Annotated in this window: 22 protein-coding genes; 15 read left to right on the top strand and 7 right to left on the bottom strand. The window is 67.4% G+C overall.

Features of this window, described 5'->3' with window-relative positions:
• Positions 1-35 precede the first annotated feature (35 nt).
• Positions 36-512: an acyl-CoA thioesterase gene (locus JHD82_RS23015; protein ID WP_012203278.1), complete on the bottom strand. Its 477-nt coding sequence runs from the start codon at positions 510-512 to the stop codon at positions 36-38.
• 41 nt (positions 513-553) lie between these two features.
• Here JHD82_RS23015 and JHD82_RS23010 point away from each other — a divergent pair, with 41 nt between their 5' ends.
• A complete protein-coding gene (locus JHD82_RS23010) occupies positions 554-2,380 on the top strand; it encodes an ABC transporter ATP-binding protein/permease (RefSeq protein ID WP_199138975.1) in 1,827 nt (608 codons plus the stop codon).
• Positions 2,381-2,432: 52 nt separating this feature from the next.
• Here the strand turns inward: JHD82_RS23010 and JHD82_RS23005 are convergent, their stop codons facing one another.
• Positions 2,433-4,325, bottom strand: coding sequence for a S9 family peptidase (locus JHD82_RS23005; RefSeq protein ID WP_199138989.1), 1,893 nt, complete (start codon positions 4,323-4,325; stop codon positions 2,433-2,435).
• Positions 4,326-4,555: 230 nt separating this feature from the next.
• Here JHD82_RS23005 and JHD82_RS23000 point away from each other — a divergent pair, with 230 nt between their 5' ends.
• The 7 genes from JHD82_RS23000 (at position 4,556) to JHD82_RS22970 (ending at position 11,836) form a co-directional block, all read left to right on the top strand.
• Positions 4,556-5,314 carry a GntR family transcriptional regulator gene (locus JHD82_RS23000; RefSeq protein ID WP_199138973.1) on the top strand — a complete coding sequence of 253 codons (759 nt, stop codon included), beginning with the start codon at positions 4,556-4,558 and terminating at the stop codon, positions 5,312-5,314.
• Between the two features lie 94 nt (positions 5,315-5,408).
• On the top strand, positions 5,409-6,500 hold the full coding sequence (locus JHD82_RS22995; RefSeq protein ID WP_199138971.1) for an aromatic ring-hydroxylating dioxygenase subunit alpha: 1,092 nt from the start codon (positions 5,409-5,411) through the stop codon (positions 6,498-6,500).
• A gap of 98 nt (positions 6,501-6,598) precedes the next feature.
• Entirely contained in the window at positions 6,599-7,072 is a 474-nt protein-coding gene (locus JHD82_RS22990) for a MarR family winged helix-turn-helix transcriptional regulator (RefSeq protein WP_199138969.1), read from the top strand.
• A gap of 254 nt (positions 7,073-7,326) precedes the next feature.
• On the top strand, positions 7,327-8,679 hold the full coding sequence (locus JHD82_RS22985; RefSeq protein ID WP_199138967.1) for an MFS transporter: 1,353 nt from the start codon (positions 7,327-7,329) through the stop codon (positions 8,677-8,679).
• 30 nt (positions 8,680-8,709) lie between these two features.
• Positions 8,710-9,786: an aromatic ring-hydroxylating dioxygenase subunit alpha gene (locus JHD82_RS22980; protein ID WP_199138965.1), complete on the top strand. Its 1,077-nt coding sequence runs from the start codon at positions 8,710-8,712 to the stop codon at positions 9,784-9,786.
• 33 nt (positions 9,787-9,819) lie between these two features.
• Positions 9,820-10,782, top strand: coding sequence for a PDR/VanB family oxidoreductase (locus JHD82_RS22975; protein ID WP_199138963.1), 963 nt, complete (start codon positions 9,820-9,822; stop codon positions 10,780-10,782).
• Between the two features lie 106 nt (positions 10,783-10,888).
• On the top strand, positions 10,889-11,836 hold the full coding sequence (locus JHD82_RS22970; RefSeq protein WP_199138961.1) for a 2-hydroxyacid dehydrogenase: 948 nt from the start codon (positions 10,889-10,891) through the stop codon (positions 11,834-11,836).
• Positions 11,837-11,844: 8 nt separating this feature from the next.
• On the opposite strand, the gene JHD82_RS22965 is transcribed toward JHD82_RS22970, so the two are convergent.
• Positions 11,845-12,285, bottom strand: a complete 441-nt coding sequence (locus tag JHD82_RS22965) for a hypothetical protein (protein WP_307838114.1) — start codon at positions 12,283-12,285, stop codon at positions 11,845-11,847.
• Positions 12,286-12,401: 116 nt separating this feature from the next.
• Between JHD82_RS22965 and JHD82_RS22960 the strand changes: the two genes are divergently transcribed.
• Positions 12,402-13,058, top strand: coding sequence for a TetR/AcrR family transcriptional regulator (locus tag JHD82_RS22960; protein ID WP_199138959.1), 657 nt, complete (start codon positions 12,402-12,404; stop codon positions 13,056-13,058).
• Positions 13,059-13,215: 157 nt separating this feature from the next.
• Here the strand turns inward: JHD82_RS22960 and JHD82_RS22955 are convergent, their stop codons facing one another.
• Genes JHD82_RS22955 through JHD82_RS22945 form a run of 3 tightly spaced genes read right to left on the bottom strand, consistent with a single transcriptional unit; the run spans position 13,216 to position 16,132 of the window.
• On the bottom strand, positions 13,216-14,259 hold the full coding sequence (locus tag JHD82_RS22955) for a DctP family TRAP transporter solute-binding subunit (protein ID WP_199138957.1): 1,044 nt from the start codon (positions 14,257-14,259) through the stop codon (positions 13,216-13,218).
• Positions 14,260-14,291: 32 nt separating this feature from the next.
• A complete protein-coding gene (locus JHD82_RS22950; RefSeq protein WP_012203291.1) occupies positions 14,292-15,590 on the bottom strand; it encodes a TRAP transporter large permease in 1,299 nt (432 codons plus the stop codon).
• Complete coding sequence (locus tag JHD82_RS22945) at positions 15,587-16,132, bottom strand: TRAP transporter small permease (protein ID WP_199138955.1); 546 nt, start codon at positions 16,130-16,132, stop codon at positions 15,587-15,589. Before JHD82_RS22945 ends, JHD82_RS22950 begins: the two co-directional genes overlap by 4 nt.
• Before the next feature lie 206 nt (positions 16,133-16,338).
• Between JHD82_RS22945 and JHD82_RS22940 the strand changes: the two genes are divergently transcribed.
• The 5 genes from JHD82_RS22940 (at position 16,339) to JHD82_RS22920 (ending at position 20,918) form a co-directional block, all read left to right on the top strand.
• Positions 16,339-17,274 (top strand): LysR substrate-binding domain-containing protein, encoded by a 936-nt coding sequence (locus tag JHD82_RS22940; protein WP_170962088.1) that lies wholly within the window; start codon positions 16,339-16,341, stop codon positions 17,272-17,274.
• Between the two features lie 443 nt (positions 17,275-17,717).
• Positions 17,718-18,617, top strand: coding sequence for a transporter substrate-binding domain-containing protein (locus JHD82_RS22935; RefSeq protein WP_012203294.1), 900 nt, complete (start codon positions 17,718-17,720; stop codon positions 18,615-18,617).
• A 112-nt stretch (positions 18,618-18,729) separates the two neighbouring features.
• Positions 18,730-19,482, top strand: coding sequence for an amino acid ABC transporter permease (locus JHD82_RS22930; protein ID WP_043819928.1), 753 nt, complete (start codon positions 18,730-18,732; stop codon positions 19,480-19,482).
• Position 19,483: 1 nt separating this feature from the next.
• A complete protein-coding gene (locus JHD82_RS22925) occupies positions 19,484-20,155 on the top strand; it encodes an amino acid ABC transporter permease (protein ID WP_012203296.1) in 672 nt (223 codons plus the stop codon).
• 25 nt (positions 20,156-20,180) lie between these two features.
• Positions 20,181-20,918 (top strand): amino acid ABC transporter ATP-binding protein, encoded by a 738-nt coding sequence (locus JHD82_RS22920; RefSeq protein WP_012203297.1) that lies wholly within the window; start codon positions 20,181-20,183, stop codon positions 20,916-20,918.
• 55 nt (positions 20,919-20,973) lie between these two features.
• Here the strand turns inward: JHD82_RS22920 and JHD82_RS22915 are convergent, their stop codons facing one another.
• Positions 20,974-21,918 (bottom strand): MurR/RpiR family transcriptional regulator, encoded by a 945-nt coding sequence (locus JHD82_RS22915; RefSeq protein WP_097203680.1) that lies wholly within the window; start codon positions 21,916-21,918, stop codon positions 20,974-20,976.
• Positions 21,919-21,995: 77 nt separating this feature from the next.
• On the opposite strand from JHD82_RS22915, the gene JHD82_RS22910 reads away from it, so the two are divergent.
• A partial coding sequence (locus tag JHD82_RS22910) for a M20/M25/M40 family metallo-hydrolase (RefSeq protein WP_199138953.1) occupies positions 21,996-22,832 on the top strand: 837 nt, incomplete at its 3' end.

The raw sequence follows: 22,832 nt of genomic DNA, 5'->3' as shown, positions 1-22,832 counted from the left end.
GTCGCTTTTTTCATGGCTGCAGAGGCGGGGCGGGTTCAGCCAGCCTGCTGCTGCTTGCGTTCTGCATTGCGCTCGGCCGCTGCGCGCCAGGAGCGCACCTGATCGTTGTCCGGCAGCGACTGGGGCTTGCCCTGGCCGTCGATGGCCACGTAGGTCAGCAGGGCTTCGGTCACCTTGACGAAGCGGCCCTGGTCGGCAAAGCGCTCGGCATAGACCTCGACATCGACCGTGACCGAGGTGCGGCCCACGCGCTGCACGCTGGAGTAGAACGACAGGATGTCGCCCACGCGCACGGGCTGCTTGAAGATGAACTCGTTCACGGCCACGGTGACCATGCGGCTCTGGCCCAGGCGCGAGGGCAGCACGGAACCTGCCAGGTCGACCTGCGCCATGACCCAGCCGCCGAAGATGTCGCCATTGGCGTTGACATCGGCGGGCATGGGAATGACCTTGAGAACCAGCTCCTTGTCTGCGGGCAAGGGATGGGGCGGGAGGTCTGGGCGGGGTGGCATGGGCACAATCGGGTCAATATAACAACCGAGAATTGTCTTTCATGCGACGCGAGAGCGCTTCCCCTACGGATTTACCCTTAGTCTCAACCCCGGCACCGTCGCGGGACTGGAACGCGCTGCGGCGCCTGCTGCCCTACCTGTGGCAATACAAGTGGCGCGTGCTGGCGGCGCTGGGCTTCATGATCGGGGCCAAGCTGGCCAACGTGGGCGTGCCGGTGCTGCTCAAGCACCTGGTCGATGCGCTGGATCTGAAGGCCGGCGATGCCCGCGCGGTGCTCGTCGTGCCCGTGGCCCTGCTGCTGGCCTACGGGCTGCTGCGCTTTTCCAGCTCGCTGTTCACCGAGTTGCGAGACCTGGTCTTTGCCAAGGCCACGCAGGGCGCCTCGCGGGCGATTGCGCTGTCCACCTTCGAGCACCTGCATGCGCTGAGCCTGCGCTTTCACCTGGAGCGCCAGACCGGCGGCATGACGCGCGACATCGAGCGCGGCGTGCGCAGCACCGAATCGCTGATCTCGTATTCGCTCTACAGCATCCTGCCCACCTTCATCGAAATGGCGCTGGTGCTGGGCATCCTGGCGCTGCGCTTCGACATCTGGTTCGCGGTCATCACGCTGGCGGCGCTTGTGTTCTACATCACGTTCACCGTCACGGTGACCGAGTGGCGCACGCGCTTTCGGCGCGAGGCCAATGCCCAGGAGTCGGCGGCCCACACCAAGGCCATCGACTCGCTGCTGAACTACGAGACCGTCAAGTACTTCGGCAACGAGGGCTTCGAGGCGCGGCGCTATGACGAGAACCTGGAGGCGCTGCGCCGCGTGCGCCTCAAGAGCCAGACCACGCTGAGCATGCTCAACTGCGGGCAGCAGCTGATCATCGCCACGGCCCTGGTCGCCATCCTCTGGCGCGCCACGCAGGGCGTGGTGGACGGGCGGCTGTCGCTGGGCGACCTGGTCATGGTCAATGCCTTCATGATCCAGCTCTACATCCCGCTGGGCTTTCTGGGCGTGATCTACCGCGAGATCAAGCAGAGCCTGACCGACCTGGAGCGCATGTTCACCCTCATGGACAAGGAGCGCGAGGTGGCCGATGCGCCCGGCGCCCGGCCCCTGCCGGCCGACGGCGCGCCGCCCGAGCTGCGCTTCGAGCATGTGGACTTCGCCTATGACCCCGAGCGGCCCATCCTCAAGGACGTGAGCTTCACCATTCCGGCCGGCAAGACCGTGGCCGTGGTCGGCCCTTCTGGCTCGGGCAAGAGCACGCTGGCGCGGCTCATCTTCCGCTTCTACGACGTGCAGTCCGGCCATGTGCGCATTGCCGGGTGCGACCTGCGCGAGCTGACCCAGGACAGCGTGCGCGGCGCCGTGGGCATCGTGCCGCAGGACACGGTGCTCTTCAACGACACGGTGGAATACAACATCGCCTACGGCCGCCCCGGCGCCAGCCGCGACCAGGTGGTGGCCGCCGCGCGCGCAGCGCGCATCCACGACTTCATCGAGGCCACGCCCCAGGGCTATGCCACGCGCGTGGGCGAGCGCGGCCTCAAGCTGTCGGGCGGCGAAAAGCAGCGCGTGGCGATTGCGCGCACCCTGCTCAAGGACCCGCCCATCCTGATCTTTGACGAGGCGACGTCGGCGCTGGACTCGGCCAACGAGCGCGCCATCCAGGCCGAGCTGCAAAGCGCCGCGCGCAACAAGACGGCGCTGGTGATTGCCCACCGCCTGTCCACCGTGGTCGATGCGCACGAGATCCTGGTCATGGATGCGGGCCGCATCGTCGAGCGCGGCACCCACGCCCAGCTGGTCGCGGCGGGCGGGCGCTATGCGGACATGTGGGCGCTGCAGCAAAGCGGGGAGCCCGCCGTGCTGTAGCGCGGGGCGGCGGGGCGGCAGGGCGACCGGGTGGCTCGGCGCCCGAGTGGCTTCAGGGCTTGAGGTGCGTGACCAGGAACTGCTCCATGGCCTCGTAGAACTCGAACTTGTTCTCGTCGTTGTGAAAGCCGTGGCCCTCGTTGTCCTTGACCATGTACTGCACCTCGACGCCGCGCTCGCGCAGCGCCTTCACCACCTGGTCGCTCTCGTCCTTGTTCACGCGCGGATCGCGCGCGCCCTGGGCGATGAACAGCGGCGCCTTGATGCGGTCCACATGCAGGGCTGGCGAGGTGGCGGCCAGGCGCTCCCTGTCGCGCTCGGGATCGCCCACCATGGCGTGCATCTGGTCCAGCAGCGGCTTCCAGTAGGGTGGAATGGTCTTCATGAAGGTGAACAGGTTGGACACGCCCACATAGTCCACGGCCGCCGCATACAGGTCGGGCGTGAAGGCCACGCCGGCCAACGTGGCATAGCCGCCATAGCTGCCGCCGTAGATGCCGATGCGCGCAGGGTCGGCAATGCCCTGGTCGATCAGCCAGTGCACGCCATCGGTGATGTCGTCCTGCATCTTCAGGCCCCATTGGCCGAATCCCACTTCCCAGAACGCGCGGCCATAGCCCGTGGAGCCCCGGAAGTTCACCTGCAGCACGCAGAACCCCCGGTTGGCGAGGAACTGCACCTCGGGGTTGTAGCCCCAGCCGTCGCGGGCCCAGGGGCCGCCGTGCGGGTTGATGATGCAGGCCAGGTTCCTGGGCTCGCGGCCGGCCGGCAGGGTCAGGTAGCCGTGGATGGTCAGGCCGTCGCGGCTGGTGTAGCTGACGGGCTGCACGCGCGACATGGCGGACTCGGGAATGGCCGGGTTGATGTCGGCCAGCTTGGTCAGCGCATCGACGGCCGCGTCGTAGATGTAGCGCGCGCCCGGCGTGCGGTCGTTGAAGGCGGCGACGATGAACTTGTCCTCGGCGCGGTTGGCGCCCTGGATGGCGAAGTCGTAGCCCGGCAGCTGCGCGGCCAGCCGGCCGTACAGGGCTTCGGTCTCGGCATCGAAGAAGCGGTACTGCGGCTTGTCGGTCTGGTAGGCGGCCAGGGTCAGCACGCGGCGCTTGCGCGAATAGGCCGCCGCGCCCAGATCGACTTCCTCGGGCACGAAGATTTCCTCTTCCTCGTCGGGCCGGGCCGGGTCGATGACCACCAGGGCCAGCTTGTCGCGGCCCCGGTTGGACAGGGCGTAGAGCTTTTGGTCGTCGAAGGTGAAGAAGGCCGGGCTGACGCTGGTGCGGTAGTCGGTGGTGATCAGGGGCTGGAACTCGCCGGCCTCGTCGTCGCGGTAGAGCAGGGCGCTGTTCAGCCCGTCACTGGCCACGGCGGCCCGCACGCGGCCCGCATGGTCGGTCTGCCAGCCGACGATGTTGCCGGGGTTCTGCGCCACCAGTTGCGCCGCGCCCGTATGCACGTTCACGCGGTACACGTCGAAGACCTCGGCGTCGCGCCGGTTGTGGCTGATCAGCACATGGTCGGGGTCGTCTTCCAGGTCGTCCTCGATGCTGGCGCGCACGCCGTCCCAGGGCGTCAGGTCGGTGGCTTCGCCGCTGCGCGCGTTGACCGCCAGCACGTGGAAGTTCTCGTCGCCGCCGAAGTCCTTCTGGTAGAGCACCACATCCGAGCCCTTCCAGAAGAAGTTGCTGATGTCGCGCTCGGTCTCGGCCGTGATGCGGCGCGGCTCGCCCACAGGGGTGCTGCCCTCCAGCGCCTGCACATGGATGTTCATGCGTGCCGGATGGCCGTCCACGCTGAGGGGCTGCATGAAGCCCAGCATGCTTCCGTCATCGGCCAGGCGGAAGAAGCCGCGCTCCGGATTGCGGAAGAAGTCCTTGATGGGATAGGCCTGCGGAGCCTGCGCATCGGCGCTGGCATCCCGTGCCAGGTTGAGGATGTGGGCGGCCATGGCGGGGTGTCGGGAAAACGTCGGCAAGGGTGACCTCCTGGGTTGCAGCGGCAGGGGAAAAAGGGAGCCGGCCATGATGCCATGGCGCTGTATACAAACAGGCGGGTCACTGTCTTTGCGGGGATTGGTTGTATACATTTGATTGGTGTTTTCCCGTGTTTTTGCGGAAAAATGCACCATGAATCGCCTTGGATGTATACATTCACGCCATTCCATCCAGACAAAGCCCCATGAGCCCCCAGCTTGCCCCCGCCGCCTCCGAAGCGGAAAGCCACTCCCAGGTCATCAAGGCCCAGCTGCAACTGCGCGAGATGATTCTTGCGGGCGAACTGCCCGCAGGCGAGCGCATCGCCGAGCTCACCGTGGTGCAGCGCCTGGGCATCTCGCGCACGCCGGTGCGCGCCGCGCTGATGCGGCTGGAGCAGGAAGGCCTGCTCGAAGCCATGGCCGGCGGGCGCGGCTACCGCGTGCGGCTTTTCTCCGAGGCCGATGTGGCCGATGCCATCGAGCTGCGCGGCACGCTGGAAGGCCTGGCCGCGCGCTGGGCGGCCGAGCGCGGCGTGGCCGGGCCGCTGCTGGCGCAGGCCGGCCGCTGCCTGGATGCCATCGACCGTGTGCTGGAGACGGCCGACTGGGGCGATGAGGCCTTCTCGCGCTATGTGGCGCTGAACTCCGAATTCCACGACCTGCTGCATTCCATGGCCGGCAGCAGCGTCATGCAGCGCGAGCTGGAGCGCGTGGTGCGCATGCCCTTCGCCTCGCCTTCGGGCTTTGTGCTGGCGCGGGCCGAATCCCCGCGTGCGCGCCACAGCCTGATGGTGGCCCAGGACCAGCACCGCCAGGTGCTGGACGCCATTGCCGCGCGAGAGGGCGCCCGGGCCGAGGCGCTGATGAAAGAGCACTCGCGCATCGCGCGCCGCAACCTGCGCGAGGCCGTGAGCGAGCCCGGCAGCCATGCGGTTCCTGGCGTGCAGTTGATCCGAGCCTGATTCGAGCTTGATACGTGCCGGCGGCCTCGGCCGCCCGTGCCCCAGCCACCGCAGCGCCAAGGACTGCGGACCCCACCCATAAAGGAGACCCCCCATGAGCACATACCCCAAGAACACCTGGTACGTGGCCGCCACGTCCGAGGAGATCCAGGACAAGCCGCTGGGCCGTCGCATCTGCGGCGAGCGCATCGCCTTCTACCGCGCGCAGCACGGCGTTGCCGCCGTGGAGGATTTCTGCCCGCACCGCGGCGCGCCCCTGTCGCTGGGCTTTGTCTGCGAGGGCAAGCTGGTCTGCGGCTACCACGGCCTGGAGATGGGCTGCGACGGCAAGACCATTGCCATGCCGGGCCAGCGCGTGCGCGGCTTCCCCGAGATCCGCAGCTATCCCGTCGAGGAACGCCATGGCTTCATCTGGGTCTGGCCTGGCGACAAGGCGCTGGCCGATGCCGCCCTGATTCCGAAGCTGCCCTGGCACGACAACCCCGAATGGGCCTACGGCGGCGGCATGTTCCACATCCAGGCCGACTACCGGCTGATGATCGACAACCTCATGGACCTGACGCACGAGACCTATGTGCACGCCAGCTCCATCGGCCAGGCCGAGATCGACGAGACGCCCTGCAAGACCGAGACGCGCGGCGAGGGCGCCGATGTCGAGGTCGTCACCAGCCGCTTCATGAACGACATCCCGGCCCCCCCGTTCTGGAAGATGGCGCTGCGCAGCAACGGCCTGGCCGACGATGTGCCCGTGGACCGCTGGCAGGTCTGCCGCTTCACCCCGCCCAGCCATGTGCTGATCGAGGTCGGCGTGGCCCATGCAGGCCACGGCGGCTACGACGCGGCCGACGAACACAAGGTCTACAGCATGGTGGTGGACTTCATCACGCCGGAGACCGAGGAGTCCATGTGGTACTTCTGGGGCATGGCGCGCCGCTTCAATCCGGGCGATGCCGAAGTCACCGACCGCATCCGCGAGGGCCAGCACAAAATCTTCAGCGAAGACCTGCAGATGCTGGAGCTGCAGCAGCGCAACCTCAGTGCCCACCCAGACCGCAAGCTGCTCAAGCTCAATATCGATGCGGGCGGCGTGCAGTCGCGCAAAGTCATCGACAAATGGATTGCGCAGGAGCAGCAGGCGGCGGCGGTGGCCGCAGCAGCGGCCCAGCCTGCCGCCGCCGTGGCCTGAGGCTGCCGGCATGGCCAGGCCAGCAGGCGCGGGCGGCGCCGGGGATGGGGTAACCTCGGCGGGCTTCAACCCCAGGGCCGCAAGGCCTGCCCCCACCGATGGTCCACTCCGCCTCCGATCCGCTTTCCATCGACCTCTACGACCAGCCGGGCCACCTGATCCGGCGCGCGCAGCAGATCGCGGCGCAGCTGTTCCGCGACGTGCTGGGGCCGGACGTGACGCCGGTGCAGTACGCCATCCTGCGCATGCTGCAGGAAAAGCCGGGCATCGACCAGGTGACGCTGGCGCGGCTGGTGGCGCTGGACAACTCCACCACGGCCGACATCGCGGCGCGCCTGGAGGCCAAGGGCTGGGTGCTGCGCGAGATCCTGCCCCGGCGCCAGCGGCGCCTGACGCTCACGGCCGAGGGCGAGACCATGCTGGCCGGCTTCGTGCCCAATGTCCACGAACTGCACGAGCGCATGCTGGCCGCGCTCGAACCCCAAGAGCAGGCCGAGTTCAAGCGCCTGCTGCGCAAGTTCGTGCAGCTGCACGACGCACGCGACACCCTCGACGCTTCCCCATCCGACTGACGGCGGCCCGGCCGCCTCCGCGTCCGAGTCTGCGCGGCCCCGCCTGATCGGGGAAATCCCGGTATCTGGCGCAGATTTTCATTCAGTAAACTGAATCACATTCAGCATACGTAATGAAGTGCTGAGAACACAAGAAAGCTTCCACAGAGCTTCAACCCAAGGAGACCCACGATGACTGCCTCTACCCCTGTCCCATGGCTGCAGCGGCCTTGCGCCGCTGCATCGTCCAACTGCCCGTTGCGGGAGCTGCGGCCATGAACGCCGACCTGCGTGCAAGCGTCGACCAGCGGCCGATGACGCGCTTCCAGTGGTCGGTCATAGCCCTGTGCATGGTGCTCAACATGATCGACGGCTTCGACGTGCTGGTCATGGCCTTCACGGCCTCGGCCGTGTCGGCGCACTGGCAGCTCAGCGGCGCCCAGCTGGGCTTTCTGCTCAGTGCGGGCCTGTTCGGCATGGCGGGCGGATCGCTGCTGATCGCGCCCTGGGCCGACCGGCTGGGACGCCGGCCGCTGATCCTGGCCTGCCTGGCTCTCTCGGGCGTGGGCATGCTGGGCTCGGCCTTCAGCCACAGCGCCATCCAGCTTGCGGCGTTGCGCGTGCTCACGGGCCTGGGCGTGGGCGGCATCCTGGCCTGCAGCAACGTGATCGCCAGCGAATACGCCTCGCAGCGCTGGCGCAGCCTGGCCGTCACCCTGCAGTCCACGGGCTACGCGCTGGGCGCCAGCATTGGCGGCTCCATCGCGGTGTGGCTGCTGGGGCGCCATGACTGGCGCGCGGTCTTCCTGTTCGGCGGCTGCGTGACGCTGGGCGTGCTGGTCCTGGCCTGGTGGCGACTGCCCGAGTCCATGGACTTCCTGCTGGCGCGGCGCCCGGCCGGCGCGCTGCAGCGGCTCAACGCCCTGGTCGGCCGGCTGGGCCTGCCCACGCTGGTGGCGCTGCCGCCTGCCGCGCCCGCATCGGCGGGGCCGGTGCGGCGGGGCCCGCTGCAGCTGTTCGCGCCGGGCCTGCGCCGGCCCACGCTGCTGGTCTGGCTGTCCTTCTTCGCGGTGATGTTCGGCTTTTACTTCGTCATGAGCTGGACGCCCAAGCTGCTGGCCGCCTCGGGCCTCACGCCCGAGCAGGGCGTGACCGGCGGCGTGCTGCTGAGCCTGGGCGGCATCCTGGGCGCCACCTTGCTGGGCCTGCTGGCGGCGCGCTATCCCGTGCACCGCGCGCTGGCCGGCTTCATGCTGGCCACGGCCGTGCTGCTGTGCTTCATCGTGAGCAATCCGGGCTCGCTGCTGCTGTCGTACGCGCTGGCCTTCCTGATCGGTGTCTTCGTCAACGGCTGCGTGGCGGGGCTCTATGCCATCGCGCCCATGGTCTATGGCGGCGAGGTGCGCGTGACCGGCGTGGGCTGGGGCATAGGCATAGGGCGCATCGGCGCCATCGTCTCGCCCATGGTCGCGGGCTCGCTGCTCGACGCCTCCTGGTCGGCCAGCCAGCTGTACGTGGGCTATGGCGCGGCCTTCGTGTTCGCGGCCTGCATCGTGTCGCTGCACCGGCTGCAAGGGCCCGAAGCCGGCAGGCCCGCAGCCACGGGCCGCACGCTGTCGGCGCATTGAGCGCGACTTGCAGACAAGAAGGAGAACCCCATGACCGAATGCACCACCATTGCACCCGCCTCCACGCCTGCCTTCCCGCTGGACCAGTGGTATGTCGCCGGCTTTGCCTGGGAGCTGCAGGACGCGCCACTGGCGCGCACCCTGCTGGGCCGGCCCGTCGTGCTGTTTCGCACGCCCGATGGCAGCGTCGCCGCGCTGGAAGATCGCTGCTGCCACCGCGAGCTGCCGCTGTCCTGCGGCACGGTGGAGGCGCGCGGCCTGCGCTGCGGCTACCACGGCCTGCTGTTCGACCGCGCCGGGCAGTGCCTGGAGATTCCGGGCCAGCAGCGCATACCGCCCAAGGCCTGCGTCAAGTCCTTCGACCTGCGCGAGCGTGACCAGATCCTCTGGATCTGGATGGGCGCCACGCCCGATTCCTTGCCCGCGCAGGAGCCGCCCGCCTATCCCGTGCACGGCGATGCGCGCTACCGCTTCGGCGGCGATGTCTACCACTACGACGCGCCCTATCAGCTCATCCACGACAACCTGCTGGACCTCAGCCACCTGGGCTATGTGCACCTCAAGACCATCGGCGGCAATGCCGGCGTCCACATGAATGCCGAGCTCAAGGTGCGCCAGGAGGGCGACAGCGTCACCGTGCTGCGCTGGATGCCCGACTCCGACCCGCCGCCCACCTATGCGGCGGCCTGGCCGTTCGCGGGCCGCATCGACCGCTGGCAGGAGGTGGAGTTCCACCCCTCGCATGTGCGCATCTGGACCGGCGCCATGGATGCGGGCAGCGGCCAGCTCGACGACCCGCAGCGCGAAGGCTTTCACATGCGGGGATTTCATGGCGTGACGCCGGAGACCGAGCATTCGGCCCACTACTTCTGGACCATTGCCACCAACCCCCATCCGGACATGCAGGACACCACGCGCCTGGTGATCGACCAGACGGCCGCCACCTTCGAGGAGGACAAGGTCGTCATCGAGGCTCAGTTCCGCAACCAGCAGCGCTTTGGCGCGCGCCCCGTCATCGACATCCATGTGGACGCGGGCCCCAACCGCGCGCGCCGCGTCATCCACCGGCTGCGCGAGGCCAGCGCCCGTGCGCTGGCGGCGGCCTGATTTTTCCGAACCCCTCCATTCCCACGTTTCCCCATGCAAGCCAACCCCATCCTCCAGGTGCGCGTCGCGCGCAAATGCGCCGAGGCGCAGGACATCTGCAGCCTTGAACTCGTGCCGCTGGACGGCGAAAGCCTGCCCGCCTTCACGGCCGGCTCGCACATTGACCTGCACCTGCCCGGCGGCCTGGTGCGCCAGTACTCGCTGTGCAACGACCCGCAGGACACGGGCCGCTACGTGGTCGGCGTGCTGCGCGAAGCCGCCTCGCGCGGCGGCTCGGCCGCCGTGCACGAACAGGTGCAGGAAGGCCAGCAGATCGCCATCGGCGCGCCGCGCAACCACTTCGCGCTGCATGCGGGCGGGCCTGCACGTCATCTGCTGCTGGCCGGCGGCATAGGCATCACGCCCGTGCTGGCCATGGCGCGCCAGCTGGCGCGCGAGGGTGCCGACTTCGAACTGCACTACTGCGCGCGTTCGCGCGAGCGCATGGCCTTCACGGCCCTGCTGCAGTCCATGCCCTGGGCCGACCGCGTGCACCTGCATGTGGATGGCGAGGGCGCGCTCGACATGGCGCAGCTGCTCGGCGCCCCGCAGGCGGGCCTGCACCTGTATGTCTGCGGCCCGCGCGGCTTCATGGACGCGGCGCTGGGCATGGCACGCACGTCGGGCTGGGGCGAGGACAGCCTGCACTACGAGTTCTTCGCGGGCGAGGCCGTGCAGCGCGAGGGCGATGCCGGGTTCGAGATCGAGATCGCAAGCACCGGCCAGGTGGTGCGCGTGGCGCCCGAGCAGACCGTCGTCCAGGCGCTGGCCGGCATCGGCGTGGAGGTGCAGACCTCGTGCGAGCAGGGCGTGTGCGGCACCTGCCTCACGCGTGTGCTCTCGGGCGAGCCCGAGCACCGCGACATGTACCTGACCGAGGACGAGCAGGCCGCCTGCGACCAGTTCCTGCCCTGCTGCTCGCGCGCCAAATCCGCCCGGCTGGTGCTGGACCTGTAGCGCTGCACCGCGCAGGGCCCCTGGCGGGTGGACAATGGGTTTTCCCTTGCCCACAGCCCGTTGAAGCCGCTGATTTCCCCGCGGCAGCGGGCGCCGCTCTTTCGCCATGCAACCTGCCCTGCTTGTCCTGAACTTCAACGCCGAAGGCCATCTGCGCCAGATGGCCCAGGCCTTTCCCTCCTTCGACCTGCTCTACGCGCCCGACGCCAGCCAATGCGAGGCGGCTCTCGCCGAGCACGGCGCACGCATCCAGGCCGTGCTGACCATCGGCTCCATCGGCCTGTCGGCCGCGCAGATGCAGCGCATGCCTGCGCTGCGGCTGGTCTGCGCGCTGGGCGCGGGCTACGAGAACATCGATGTCGCCCATGCGCAGGCCCATGGCATTGCCGTGGGCAATGGCGCGGGCACCAATGACGACTGCGTGGCCGACCACGCCATGGGCCTGCTGATCGCCTCCGTGCGCGGCCTGGTGCGCCTGGACCGCGCCACGCGCGACGGCGTCTGGCGCACCGCCATGCCGCTGCCGCCCAATGTCTCGCACAAGCGCCTGGGCATCCTCGGCATGGGCGCCATCGGCGCCAAGATCGCCCAGCGCGCGCTGGGCTTCGAGATGGAGATCGGCTACCACAACCGCAGCCAGCGCAGCGAGCTGCCACACCGCTACTTCGGCGACCTGCTGTCCCTGGCGCAATGGGCCGATGTGCTGCTGGTCGCCACGCCGGGCGGCCCGGGTACGCGCCATCTCGTCAACGCCCAGGTGCTGGACGCACTGGGCCCGCAGGGCCACCTGGTCAATATCGCGCGCGGCAGCGTGGTCGATACCGCCGCCCTGGCCGCCGCCGTGCGCGAAGGCCGCCTTGCCGGCGCGGGCCTGGATGTCTACGAAAGCGAACCCGCGCCCCCGGCCGAACTGCTGCACCTGGACGCCGTGGTGCTCACGCCCCATGTGGGCGGCTGGTCGCCCGAAGCCGTGCAGGCCTCGGTGGACCGCTTCATCGCCAACATGCGCTGCCACCTGGAAGGCCGCCCGCTGGTCTCGCCGGTCACGGCCTGAGGCTGGATTCAGCCCTGTGCCATCCCGGCAGCTGCTGCCAGGTGCAGCAGCCCCATGACCAGGCAGAGGGCCGAGGACACATGCCAGAAGCGGTCGCTGTTGTCCGGAAAGCGTGGTTTCAACCACGGATAGGCCACGGCCCGCGCCACCAGCACCAGGCCGGCCCCGGCCAGCACCGGGCGCATGAAGGGCAGGGGACCCAGCAGGCCCGCGCCTGCCAGCGCATACCCCGCCAGCAGCGACAGCACCACGCCGATGGCCGCCGACACCAGTGGCGGATACCAGTGCCCGGCCTCGGCCATGCGCGCCATGCCCTCGCCGGCCCCCATGAGCCGCAGCCCACGTCCCCCCCAGACGATGCAGGCGAAGTGGGCCAGCGCGGCCGCCGTGTCGAACAGGGCGGCGGCCAGGGCCAGCAGTTGCACGCCCTTCACGGCAGGGCTTCCCACGCGCCGGTGTGCTGATGCTTCTTCATGGTGTATTCCTTGGGATTTGCTGCAATGGCCGGCCACTGTAGTGCTTAAACTCCGGGCAGAAAACTCGCCTTGTGCTCAGGTTTTGCCGCATGCCCTCCCATACCTCCGCTACCACTGAATCCCAGAGAAGAAGACAGCCCGTACAGGCCCGTGCGCAGCGCACGCTGCAGGCCATTCTTCAGGCAGCAGCTCAGATTCTGGTCAAGGAGGGCGAAGCCGCGCTCACTACCAATCGCATTGCCGAGCGCGCAGGCGTCTCCATCGGCACGCTCTACCAGTACTTCCCCGACAAGCAGGCCGTCTTCCGCGCCATGGTCGATGGCCAGCGCCGTGTGGCCGTCGCGGCCATCGAGGCCTGGCTGGAGCAGGCGTCGGAACAGGGCCTGCCGCGCGAGGCCGTGGCGCGCGGCGTGGTCGCCTGCATCGTCGAGGGCTTTGCGGGCCGCACGCCCGCGCGGCGCAAGCTGGCGCGCTTTGCCTGGCTGCAGGATGGTGACGAGCGCATTGCCCTGTCCATGCGCGAGACCGCCGAGCGCATGGCCGCCCACCTGCAGCGCTGGGGCGGCCCCTCGCTGTCCTATGCGCGCCTTTACGTGGCCACGCGGGCCGTGCTGGGCACGGTGCGCTTCGCCTCGCTGGAGGCTTCGCCGCTGATCGCCTCGGGTGCACTGGAGGAGCTGCTGTGCGAGATGGGGACAGACATGTTGCTGGGTGGCGTGCAGGGCGCCGGCGCTGCTGCCTCATAGAGGCAGTCCCATTCGCCGAGGCCATCATGGGGGTATGGCGTTCGTTGATGGCGTGCCGGAGGCCCGGGCCGTTCCTGCGCAGGAGGATGGCGAAAAAAAGGCCCCGCAGAGCGGGGCCTTTTGCTTCTACCGGAGTGTGCGATCAACCGATAGCATTCTAACGAGTTCGCGCGGCAATGGCTTTCTCCGCCACATCCACCAGGTCGGTGCCGACCTGCTGCTTCCACTTGTCGTAGACGGGGCGCGTGGCCTTGACGAAGGCTTCGCGCTCGGCCGGCGTGAGTTGGGTCACGGTCACGCCGTTGGCGGTCAGGTCCTTGAGCAGCGGCTTGTCGGCCTCGATCATGCCCTTGCGCGCGATCACGATCTGCTCCTTGGCGGCGTCCACGGCGGCCTGGCGCACGATGTCCTGGTCTTCCTTGGTCCAGGTGGCCCAGATGTCCTTGTTGACCACGAAGATCAGCGGATCGTTGATGTAGCCCCACAGCGTCAGATGCTTCTGGCCCACGGACTGCAGCTTGGCGGCCATGTAGACCGAGACGGGGTTTTCCTGGCCGTCCACGGCGCCGCTGGCCATGGCGGGCTGGGCATCGGCCCAGCTCATCTGCGTGGGGTTGGCGCCCAGCGCGGTGAAGGTGTCCAGGAACAGCGGCGAGCCCACGACGCGGATCTTCAGGCCCTTGAGGTCGGCAGGGGTCTTGATGGCGTGCTTGGAGTTGCTGATCTCGCGGTAGCCGTTCTCGCCCCAGGCCAGCGGCACCACGCCGGCCTTTTCCAGGCGCTGGAACAGGCGCTTGCCGGGCTCGCCATGCGTGAGTGCGTCGGCAGCGGCGTAGTCGGGCATGAGGAAGGGCAGGGCGAACAGGTTCAGCTCCTTGATCTGGGGCGACCAGTTCAGCGTGGAGCCCACGGCCATGTCGATCACGCCCTGGCGCAGCGCGCTGAATTCGCGCGTCTGGTCGCCCTGGATCAGGGACACGCCCGGGTAGAGCTTGATGTTGATGCGGCCGTTGGTGCGCTCGCGCACCTTGTTGGCCCAGATCTCGCCGCCCTTGCCCCAGGGAAAGGCCGTGCCCAGCACCAGCGACATGCGGTACTCGCTCTTGTACTTGGCCGGAGTCTGCGCCACTGCGGGAGCGGACGAAAGGGCCAGGGCCGCAGCCGCGGCCAGGCCGCTGGCGAGGAAAGTGCGAAGTTTCATTGCGAAGGTCTCCTTGTTGAATTTTTGGGAAATCAGTAGCCCAGGCGTGCTGGGAGCCAGAGAGCCAGCTGCGGGAAGGCGATCACGGCGATCATCACCAGGAACATGGCCAGCAGCATGGGGCCGACCCAGCGCACGGTGGACTCCATGCGCACGCCCGCGATGCGGCAGGACACCATCAGGTTCACGGCCAGCGGCGGCGTGAACTGGCCCAGCGCCACCTTGAGCGTGAGGATGACGCCGAACCACACCGGGTCCCAGTTGTAGTGCTGCATGATCGGCAGCAGCAGCGGCACGAAGATCAGGAAGATGGAGATGCCGTCCAGGAACATGCCCACGGTGATCAGCAGCAGGATCAGCAGCGCCATCACGCCGTACTCGCCCAGGCCCGAGTCCACGATGGCCTTGGCCACCGGATCGATCACGCCCAGCGTGGACAGCGAGAACGCGAAGATGCCGGCCAGCGACACCACCAGCAGGATCACGGCCGACAGCTCGCCGGCCTCGCGCAGGATGGGGTAGAGGTCGCGCAGCGTGATGGTGCGGTGGATCACCATGCCCACGAACAGGCCGTAGAACACGGCCACCACCGCGGCCTCGGTGGGGGTGAACCAGCCGGCGCGCATGCCGCCCAGGATCAGCACCGGAGCGGCCAGGCCCCAGGAGGCCTCGCGCAGGCTGCGCCAGAACGGCGGGCGCGGCATGGACGATTCCAGCGCACCCATCTTGTGCTTGCGCGACATCCACACGGCGGGAATGATCAGCGCCACGCCGGCCAGGATGCCGGGGATCATGCCGGCCGCAAACAGCGCCGGCACCGAGGCGCCGGGCACCAGCACCGAGTAGATGATGAAGGCCACGGACGGCGGGATCAGGATGTCGGTGGCCGCGGCCGCGCCCACCACGCTGGCCGAGAAGCTGCCCGGATAGCCGGCACGGCTCATGGCCGCGATCATCACGCCGCCCACGGCGGCGGCATTGGCCGGGCCCGAGCCCGAGATGCCGCCCAGGAACATGGCCACGGCAATCGCCACCAGGGGCAGCATGCCGGGGCCGCGGCCCACGATGGCCACGGCGAAGTTCACCAGACGCAGCGCCACGCCCGAGCGGTCGAAGATCGAGCCCACGAGCACGAACATCGGAATCGCCAGCAGCGGGTACTTGCCCAGGCCCGCGTAGAAGTTCTGCGGCACGGCCAGCAGGCCGTACCACTGCGTGTCGGGGCTGGCCAGCGCGATGGCGGCGGCGCCCGCCAGGCCCAGGGCCGCGCCGATCGGCACGCCCAGGAACATCAGGCCCAGGAAGGCGATGAAGAGCAGGGTTGCGATCATGGCGCCTTCTCCCCGGGGCTGTCATCGAAGGCGCCAGGGCGGCCCTGGCGCTGGAACAGCTGCAGCGCGCGCACCGTGATCAGGGCCGAGCAAATCGGCAGCCACATCGAATACCACCACTGCGGCACGCCGATGCCGGGCGAGGTTTCCTCGAAACGGTAGTCGTCCCAGACCACGCGCACGCTCAGTGCGGCGATCACGGCGAACAGCAGGGCCACCATCAGCGTGCCGAAGCGCGCCAGGCGCTTCCTGCGCAGGGCGCTGCCGCCTTCGGCGAAGTATTCGATGCGGATATGGGCGTTGCGCGCCACGGCCGCCGAGCCCGCGACCATGGCCAGCAGGATCATCAGGAAGACCGAGATTTCCTCGGTCCAGGCGAAGGAGGAGGAGGTGAAGTAGCGCACCAGCACATTGGCGAAGGTGATCAGGGCCAGCAGGGCCATGATCACCACGGTGAGCCAGTCCTCGATGCGCAGCGAACGCGGCTCGTCCGGCTGCGAAGGCGTCTCAGCGGCGCCGTTTTCGGTGGGAGGGGATGACATGGACGCGGGGAGTCAGAAAATTACACATGGCGGGGCAGATGCAGTCACTGAGCTTCCTCGGCGTCGTGTGCCGGGGGCCGTGAGGAAAAAATGTCACATTGGGTAAATGCGGCGCAGCGCCATTATGTGCGCATCCATGCGGTGTGCCAGAGGGACCATCCCTGCCCCGTCAGGCACCCGTCACGGCCCGGCGGATAATGGCGGGCATGGAAACCAAATGGCTAGAAGATTTCGTCAGCCTGGCTGAAACACGCAGTTTCAGCCGCTCCGCCCAACTGCGGCATGTGACGCAACCTGCGTTCTCGCGCCGCATCCAGGCACTGGAGGCCTGGGCCGGCACCGACCTTGTGGACCGCAGCTCCTACCCGACCCGGCTCACGCCGGCCGGCAAGACCATGTATGACCAGGCGCTGGAGATGCTGCAGTCGCTGCAGAGCACGCGCACCATGCTGCGGGCGCATGTCAGCGCGGGCAAGGGCATGGTGGGGTTTGCGGTGCCGCACACGCTGGCCTTCACTTTCTTCCCGAACTGGGTCTCCAGCGTGCAGGCCAAGTTCGGGCCGTTCCGCAGCCGGCTGTTCGCGCTCAACGTGCATGACGCCGTAATGCGCCTGGTCGAAGGCGGCTGCGACCTGCTGATCGCCTACTTCCATCCGTCCCAGCCCTTCCAGCTTGACCCGGCGCGCTACGAGATGGTCAGCCTGGGCCATGAGGTGCTCGCCCCCTACGCCAAGCCCGACGCCGACGGCCTGCCGCTGCACCAGCTGCCGGGCCGCCAGGGCCAGCCGCTGCCCTATCTGGGCTATGCGCCCGGCGCCTACCTGGGCCGGGTGACGGAGCTCATCCTCAAGGAAGCGGCCGAGGCCGTGCACCTGGAACGCGTCTACGAGACCGACATGGCCGAAGGCCTCAAGGCCATGGCGCTGGAAGGCCATGGCGTCGCGTTCTTGCCGTTCAGTGCCGTGCGCAACGAGCTGGAGGCCGGGCGCCTGGTCAGCGCCGCGCCTGCGGGCGACAACGGTTTTCGCATGGACATGGAAGTGCGCGCCTACCGTGAAAAACCCGCCAGCAAGGACGCGCCCCAGGGCGTGGCCGGCGCGCTGTGGAACTTCCTGCTGGAGCAGGGCGAGACCATCGGCTGACACGCCAAACGGCACGCATCAGGAAAAAAGGGGCTCTCGCAGCCCCTTTTTGCTGCACGTTGGTGCATGCGGGTGCCCGGCAAGAGACCGACTTGGTGCACGGGTTATGCCTAGGGTAAACACCTATTATGCATAGCATGCATAAGGGCTTTTGCAAACGGCATTGGCTGTGCCACCGGCCCTGGCATTAGAGTGCGCGCACAGCAACCACGCCGTGTGCAGGACCGCCGGTGCGCTGGATCGGTCAAAAAACGCGTGCCATGGCACGGCAGTTGCTTACCTGAATCCGGCTGACGTGCTGGAAAGCCCTAGCACGTGTCGGTGCTCCAGCACCGTGCGTGATTGCACAATATGTGTCACATCGTTGATAGTTCGAGCCAGCCCACAAGGCGACTCGACCGTTCTCATCAAGACCGTTTTCGTTCTCATCTCAGGAGACCCGTATGAAGAAGCATTTGTTGGCCATCGCCGTGACCGCCCTGGCTGCAGGCAGCGCTTTCGCGCAGGCTGGTGACACCCTGGCCAAGATCAAGTCCTCCGGCGCCGTGACGCTGGGCGTGCGTGAATCCTCCGGCCTGGGCTACACGCTGGGCAATGGCAAGTACGTGGGCTTCCACACCGAGATGGGCGAGCGCGTGCTGGCCGACATCCAGAAGGAACTGGGCCTGGCCAAGCTGGACATCAAGTACCAGCCCGTCACCTCGCAAAACCGCATCCCCCTGGTGACCAACGGCACCGTTGACCTGGAGTGCGGCTCCACCACCAACAGCCAGGCCCGCCAAAAGGATGTGGCCTTCGCCGTGACCACCTACGTGGAAGAAGTGCGCATCGCCGTCAAGGGCAACTCCGGCATCACCGGCATCAAGGACCTGAACGGCAAGACCATCGTCACGACGACGGGCACCACCTCGGTGCAGACCCTGCGCAAGAACAAGCGCGCCGACGGCCTGACCTTCAAGGAAGTCATGGGCAAGGACCACGCCGACAGCTTCCTGATGCTGGAAACCGGCCGTGCCGACGCCTTCATCATGGACGGCTCCATCCTGGCTGCCAACATCTCCAAGTCCAAGGCACCTGCCGACTACAAGATCGTCGGCGAAACCCTGTCGGTCGAGCCCATCGCCTGCATGCTGCGCAAGGACGATCCTGCCTTCAAGAAGGCCGTGGACGACTCCATCAAGCGCCAGATCGCCGACGGCTCGCTGGCCAAGCTCTATGACAAGTGGTTCATGCAGCCGATTCCCCCGGCCAACGTGAAGGTCGGCCTGCCACTGTCCGACGCCACCAAGGACGCATGGGCCCACCCCAACGACAAGCCCATGGAGTCGTACGAAGTCAAGTAAGCACCAGCTGAATGCCGCCCCTTCTGCCATGCGGTTGGAAGGGGCGTTTTTTGTTGCGTCGCCGGTTTTTCTGCCGGCACGCATTTCGTGTTTTGAATGAAGGGGTGCTCCTATGAGTTGGGATTGGCAGGTGTTCTGCCAGGACACCATTACCCAAGAGGTCGGTCAAAGCTGCTTCGGCAAGAACGGCGATATCACCTACCTGGACTGGATGCTGTCGGCCTGGGGCTGGACCATTTCCGTGTCGCTGCTGTCGCTGGTGATCGCACTGGTCGTCGGATCGCTGATCGGCACGCTGCGCACTTTGGAGGGCCGGCCGTGGATCGTGCGGCTGGGCAATGCCTGGGTGGAGCTGTTTCGCAATATTCCGCTGCTGGTCCACATCTTCATGTGGTACCACGTGGTTCCGTCCTTTGTTCCTGCGCTGAAGTCGCTGCCGGGCTTCGTGCTCGTGGTGCTGGCGCTGGGTTTCTTCACCTCGGCGCGTATCGCTGAGCAGGTGCGTTCGGGCATCCAGGCGCTGCCGCGCGGCCAGCGCTATGCGGGCATGGCGATGGGTTTCACCACGTTCCAGTACTACCGCTACGTGCTGCTGCCCATGGCGTTCCGCATCATCATCCCGCCGCTGACCAGCGAGACCATGAACGTGTTCAAGAACTCGTCCGTGGCCTTCGCCGTGTCCGTGGCCGAGCTGACCATGTTCGCCATGCAGGCGCAGGAAGAGACTTCGCGCGGCATCGAGATCTATCTGGCCGTCACAGGCCTGTATGTGATTTCCGCCTTTGCCATCAACCGCATCATGGCCTTCATCGAGAAGCGTTCGCGCGTCCCGGGCCTGATCGCTGCCAGCGGCGGAGGACACTGACATGAACCTGCAAATCGACTGGTCGTTCTTCACCTGGGACCTGTTCAGCAACTTCGTGCTGAAGGGCCTGTACTTCAGCCTGACGCTGACCGTCATCGCCACCATCGGCGGCGTGCTCTTCGGCACCGTGCTGGCGCTGATGCGCCTGTCCGGCAAGAAGTGGCTTGATGTGCCCGCCACGCTCTACGTCAACGGCATGCGCTCCGTGCCGCTGGTGATGGTGATCCTGTGGTTCTTCCTGCTGATGCCGCTGATCATCGGTCGGCCCATCGGCGCCGAGGTCTCGGCCATCATCACCTTCATCGCCTTCGAGGCGGCCTACTTCAGCGAGATCATGCGCGCGGGCATCCAGTCCATCCCGCGCGGCCAGGTCTCTGCGGGCCAGGCCATGGGCATGACCTACGGCCAGAACATGCGCCTCGTGGTCCTGCCCCAGGCCTTCCGCAACATGCTGCCGGTGCTGCTCACGCAGACCATCATCCTGTTCCAGGACACCTCGCTGGTCTATGCCATCGGTGCCTACGACATGCTCAAGGGCTTCGAAGTGGCGGGCAAGAACTATGGCCGTCCCATCGAATCCTATCTGGCCGCTGGCGTGACCTACTTCGTGCTGTGCTACTCGCTCTCGTGGGCAGTCAAGCGCCTGCACAAGAAAATTGCCATCATTCGATGAGCCAGCACCCCATTGAGGAATTGCAATGATTGAACTCAAGAACGTTTCCAAGTGGTACGGCAGCTTCCAGGTGCTGACCGACTGCTCCACCAACATCCAGAAGGGTGAGGTCGTGGTGGTCTGCGGCCCTTCGGGCTCGGGCAAGTCCACGCTGATCAAGACCATCAACGCGCTGGAGCCCTTCCAGAAGGGCGAGATCTTCGTGGACGGCGTGGCCGTGCACGATCCCAAGACCAACCTGCCCCAGCTGCGCAGCCGCGTGGGCATGGTGTTCCAGCACTTCGAGCTGTTCCCGCACCTGTCGGTGACCGAGAACCTGACCATCGCCCAGATCAAGGTGCTCGGTCGCAGCCCGGACGACGCCAAGAAGCGCGGCCTCAAGATGCTGGACCGCGTGGGCCTGACGGCGCACAAGGACAAGTTCCCGGGCCAGCTGTCGGGTGGCCAGCAGCAGCGCGTGGCCATTGCGCGCGCGCTGTCCATGGACCCCATCGTGATGCTGTTCGACGAACCCACCTCCGCGCTGGACCCCGAAATGGTCGGCGAAGTGCTGGACGTGATGATCGGCCTGGCCAACGAAGGCATGACCATGATGTGCGTGACCCACGAAATGGGCTTTGCGCGCAAGGTGGCCAGCCGCGTGATCTTCATGGACGTGGGCGGCAAGATCCTGGAGGACTGCTCCAAGGACGAATTCTTCGGCAACCCCGAAGCACGCCAGCCGCGCACCAAGGAATTCCTCAACAAGATCCTGCAGCACTGATCGGCTGCTGCCGGCAGGCAGCAGGCCATCTCAAGACAAGGGCGCTTCGGCGCCCTTAGTCTTTTGCCGCTCTGGAGCGGCCGGGGCTGCGCCGTGCGGCGGTGCGCGGCTCGGGCGTCCTGATCAACTGGTGGTTGAACTCCTTCCACAGCGCGTCGCGCCGGGCCAGCGCCTCGGACACATCCTTGTGGCGCAGCTGGGCCACGGCCGAGACCAGGGCGTTGCACAGGTAGAAGGCTGCCGTGTAGGAGTGAAAGGGCGAGGCATTGGCCGTGCGCACCTGCAGCCAGTGGTGGGCCACGGTGGCCAGCGGCGCGGCGGGGCTGTCGGTGAGGGCCAGCACCTGGGCGCCGGCGTCGGCAAAGCGCTGCGCTATCTCGAAGGTGCCGCGCGAATACTGGCTGACGCTGAAGGCCAGCAGCGTGTCCGAGGGGCCGATCCACAGCAGCTGGTCGGCCGGCGCGATGGCTCCGGCATCCAGCTCCTGCACGCCGGGGCGGCACATGTTCAGGTGCAGGGCCAGCCAGGCGGATACCGGCGAGCTGTTGAGCTGGGCCAGCACGAACACACGGCCCTCGCCCTGGGCCAGCTTGCGTGCCATGGCCTCGAAGGCCGCCATGTCCAGCCCCTCGCGCGTGGCCTGGATGTTGTGCTGGTCGTGCAGCAGCGCATCGTCCACGCACTCGCTCAGGCTGCGCTGCGCGCCCAGCAGCACGGGCGCGCGCTGGGCGGCCGTCTGCAGCAGCGCCGTCACCTCGCCGCGCGCCTCGCGCTGGGCCTCGGCATAGCTGGCATAGCCGAGCTTGGCGAACAGCCGCACCACGGTCGAGGCGCTGGTGCCCGTGTGCGCGGCCAGCGCCGTGGCCGACTCCAGCAGCGCATGCGGGTAGTTGCTGCCCAGGGTCTGGGCCAGCGTCAGCTCGCTGGCCGTCAGCTCCGCGCCCTGCTGCGCCAGGCGCTGCGGCAGCAGCAGTGCGGCTTTTTGCAATGGTGATTTCATATTTTTCTTGTATATGCAACGTGTGTTGCAAAATAGGGGGTCGCGTGCAACACTGCATGCACTCTGGAGATTCCACCATGCACGATACCCTCGAACAAAGCCGCGTGCAGCAGCGCGCGAGACTGCTGGACTGGCTGGGCAGCCAGCAGCAGGCCATGCAAGACCTGTTGCACAGGATTGTCGATATCGACAGCGGCAGCCGCGATGAAGCCGGCATCCTGGCCGTGGCCCAGGCGCTGCGCGAGCGGCTGGAGGCGGCAGGCGTGGCCGTGCGTTTCGAGGACGTGCCTGGCTACGGCGTGCTGCTGCATGCCGATGTCGCCGGTCCCGACGGGGACGGCCCGGCCGAAGGCGCGCCCATCTACCTGATGGGCCATATGGACACGGTCTTTCCAGCGGGCACCGTGGCGCGCCGCCCCTTCCGCGTGGAAGAGGGCAGGGCCTACGGTCCCGGCGTGGCCGACATGAAGTCGGGCCTGGTGCTCAACGTCTTCGTGGCCGAGGCCTTTGCGCGCTGCGGCGGCCTGAAGGCGCCGCTCAAGCTGTTCTTCTCGTGCGACGAGGAGATCGGCTCGCCCGCCACGCGCCAGACCATCATGGACACGGTGCGCGGTGCGCGCGCCGTCTTCAATGCCGAGCCCGGCCGCGTCAGCGGCAACCTGGTGACCAGCCGCAAGGGATCGATGGCCGTGGAGTTCGAGGTGCAGGGCGTTGCCGCCCATGCGGGCATCAACCACGCGGCCGGCGCCAGCGCGCTGGAGGCCATGGCGCGCAAGCTGCTGGCCCTGCATGCGCTGACCGATCCCGCCACGGGCACGACCACCAATGTGGGCGTGCTGCAGGGCGGCATCGTGCCGAACATGGTGGCGCCCCACGCCAAGGCCGAGCTCGATGTGCGCTACACGGCCCAGACC

It is taken from the genome of Delftia sp. ASV31 (assembly GCF_016428765.1).
In the GTDB taxonomy this organism is placed as follows: domain Bacteria; phylum Pseudomonadota; class Gammaproteobacteria; order Burkholderiales; family Burkholderiaceae_C; genus Comamonas; species Comamonas acidovorans.
Note: the sequence above shows the minus strand (reverse complement) of the source record. Positions and strands in the feature narration are given on the sequence as shown.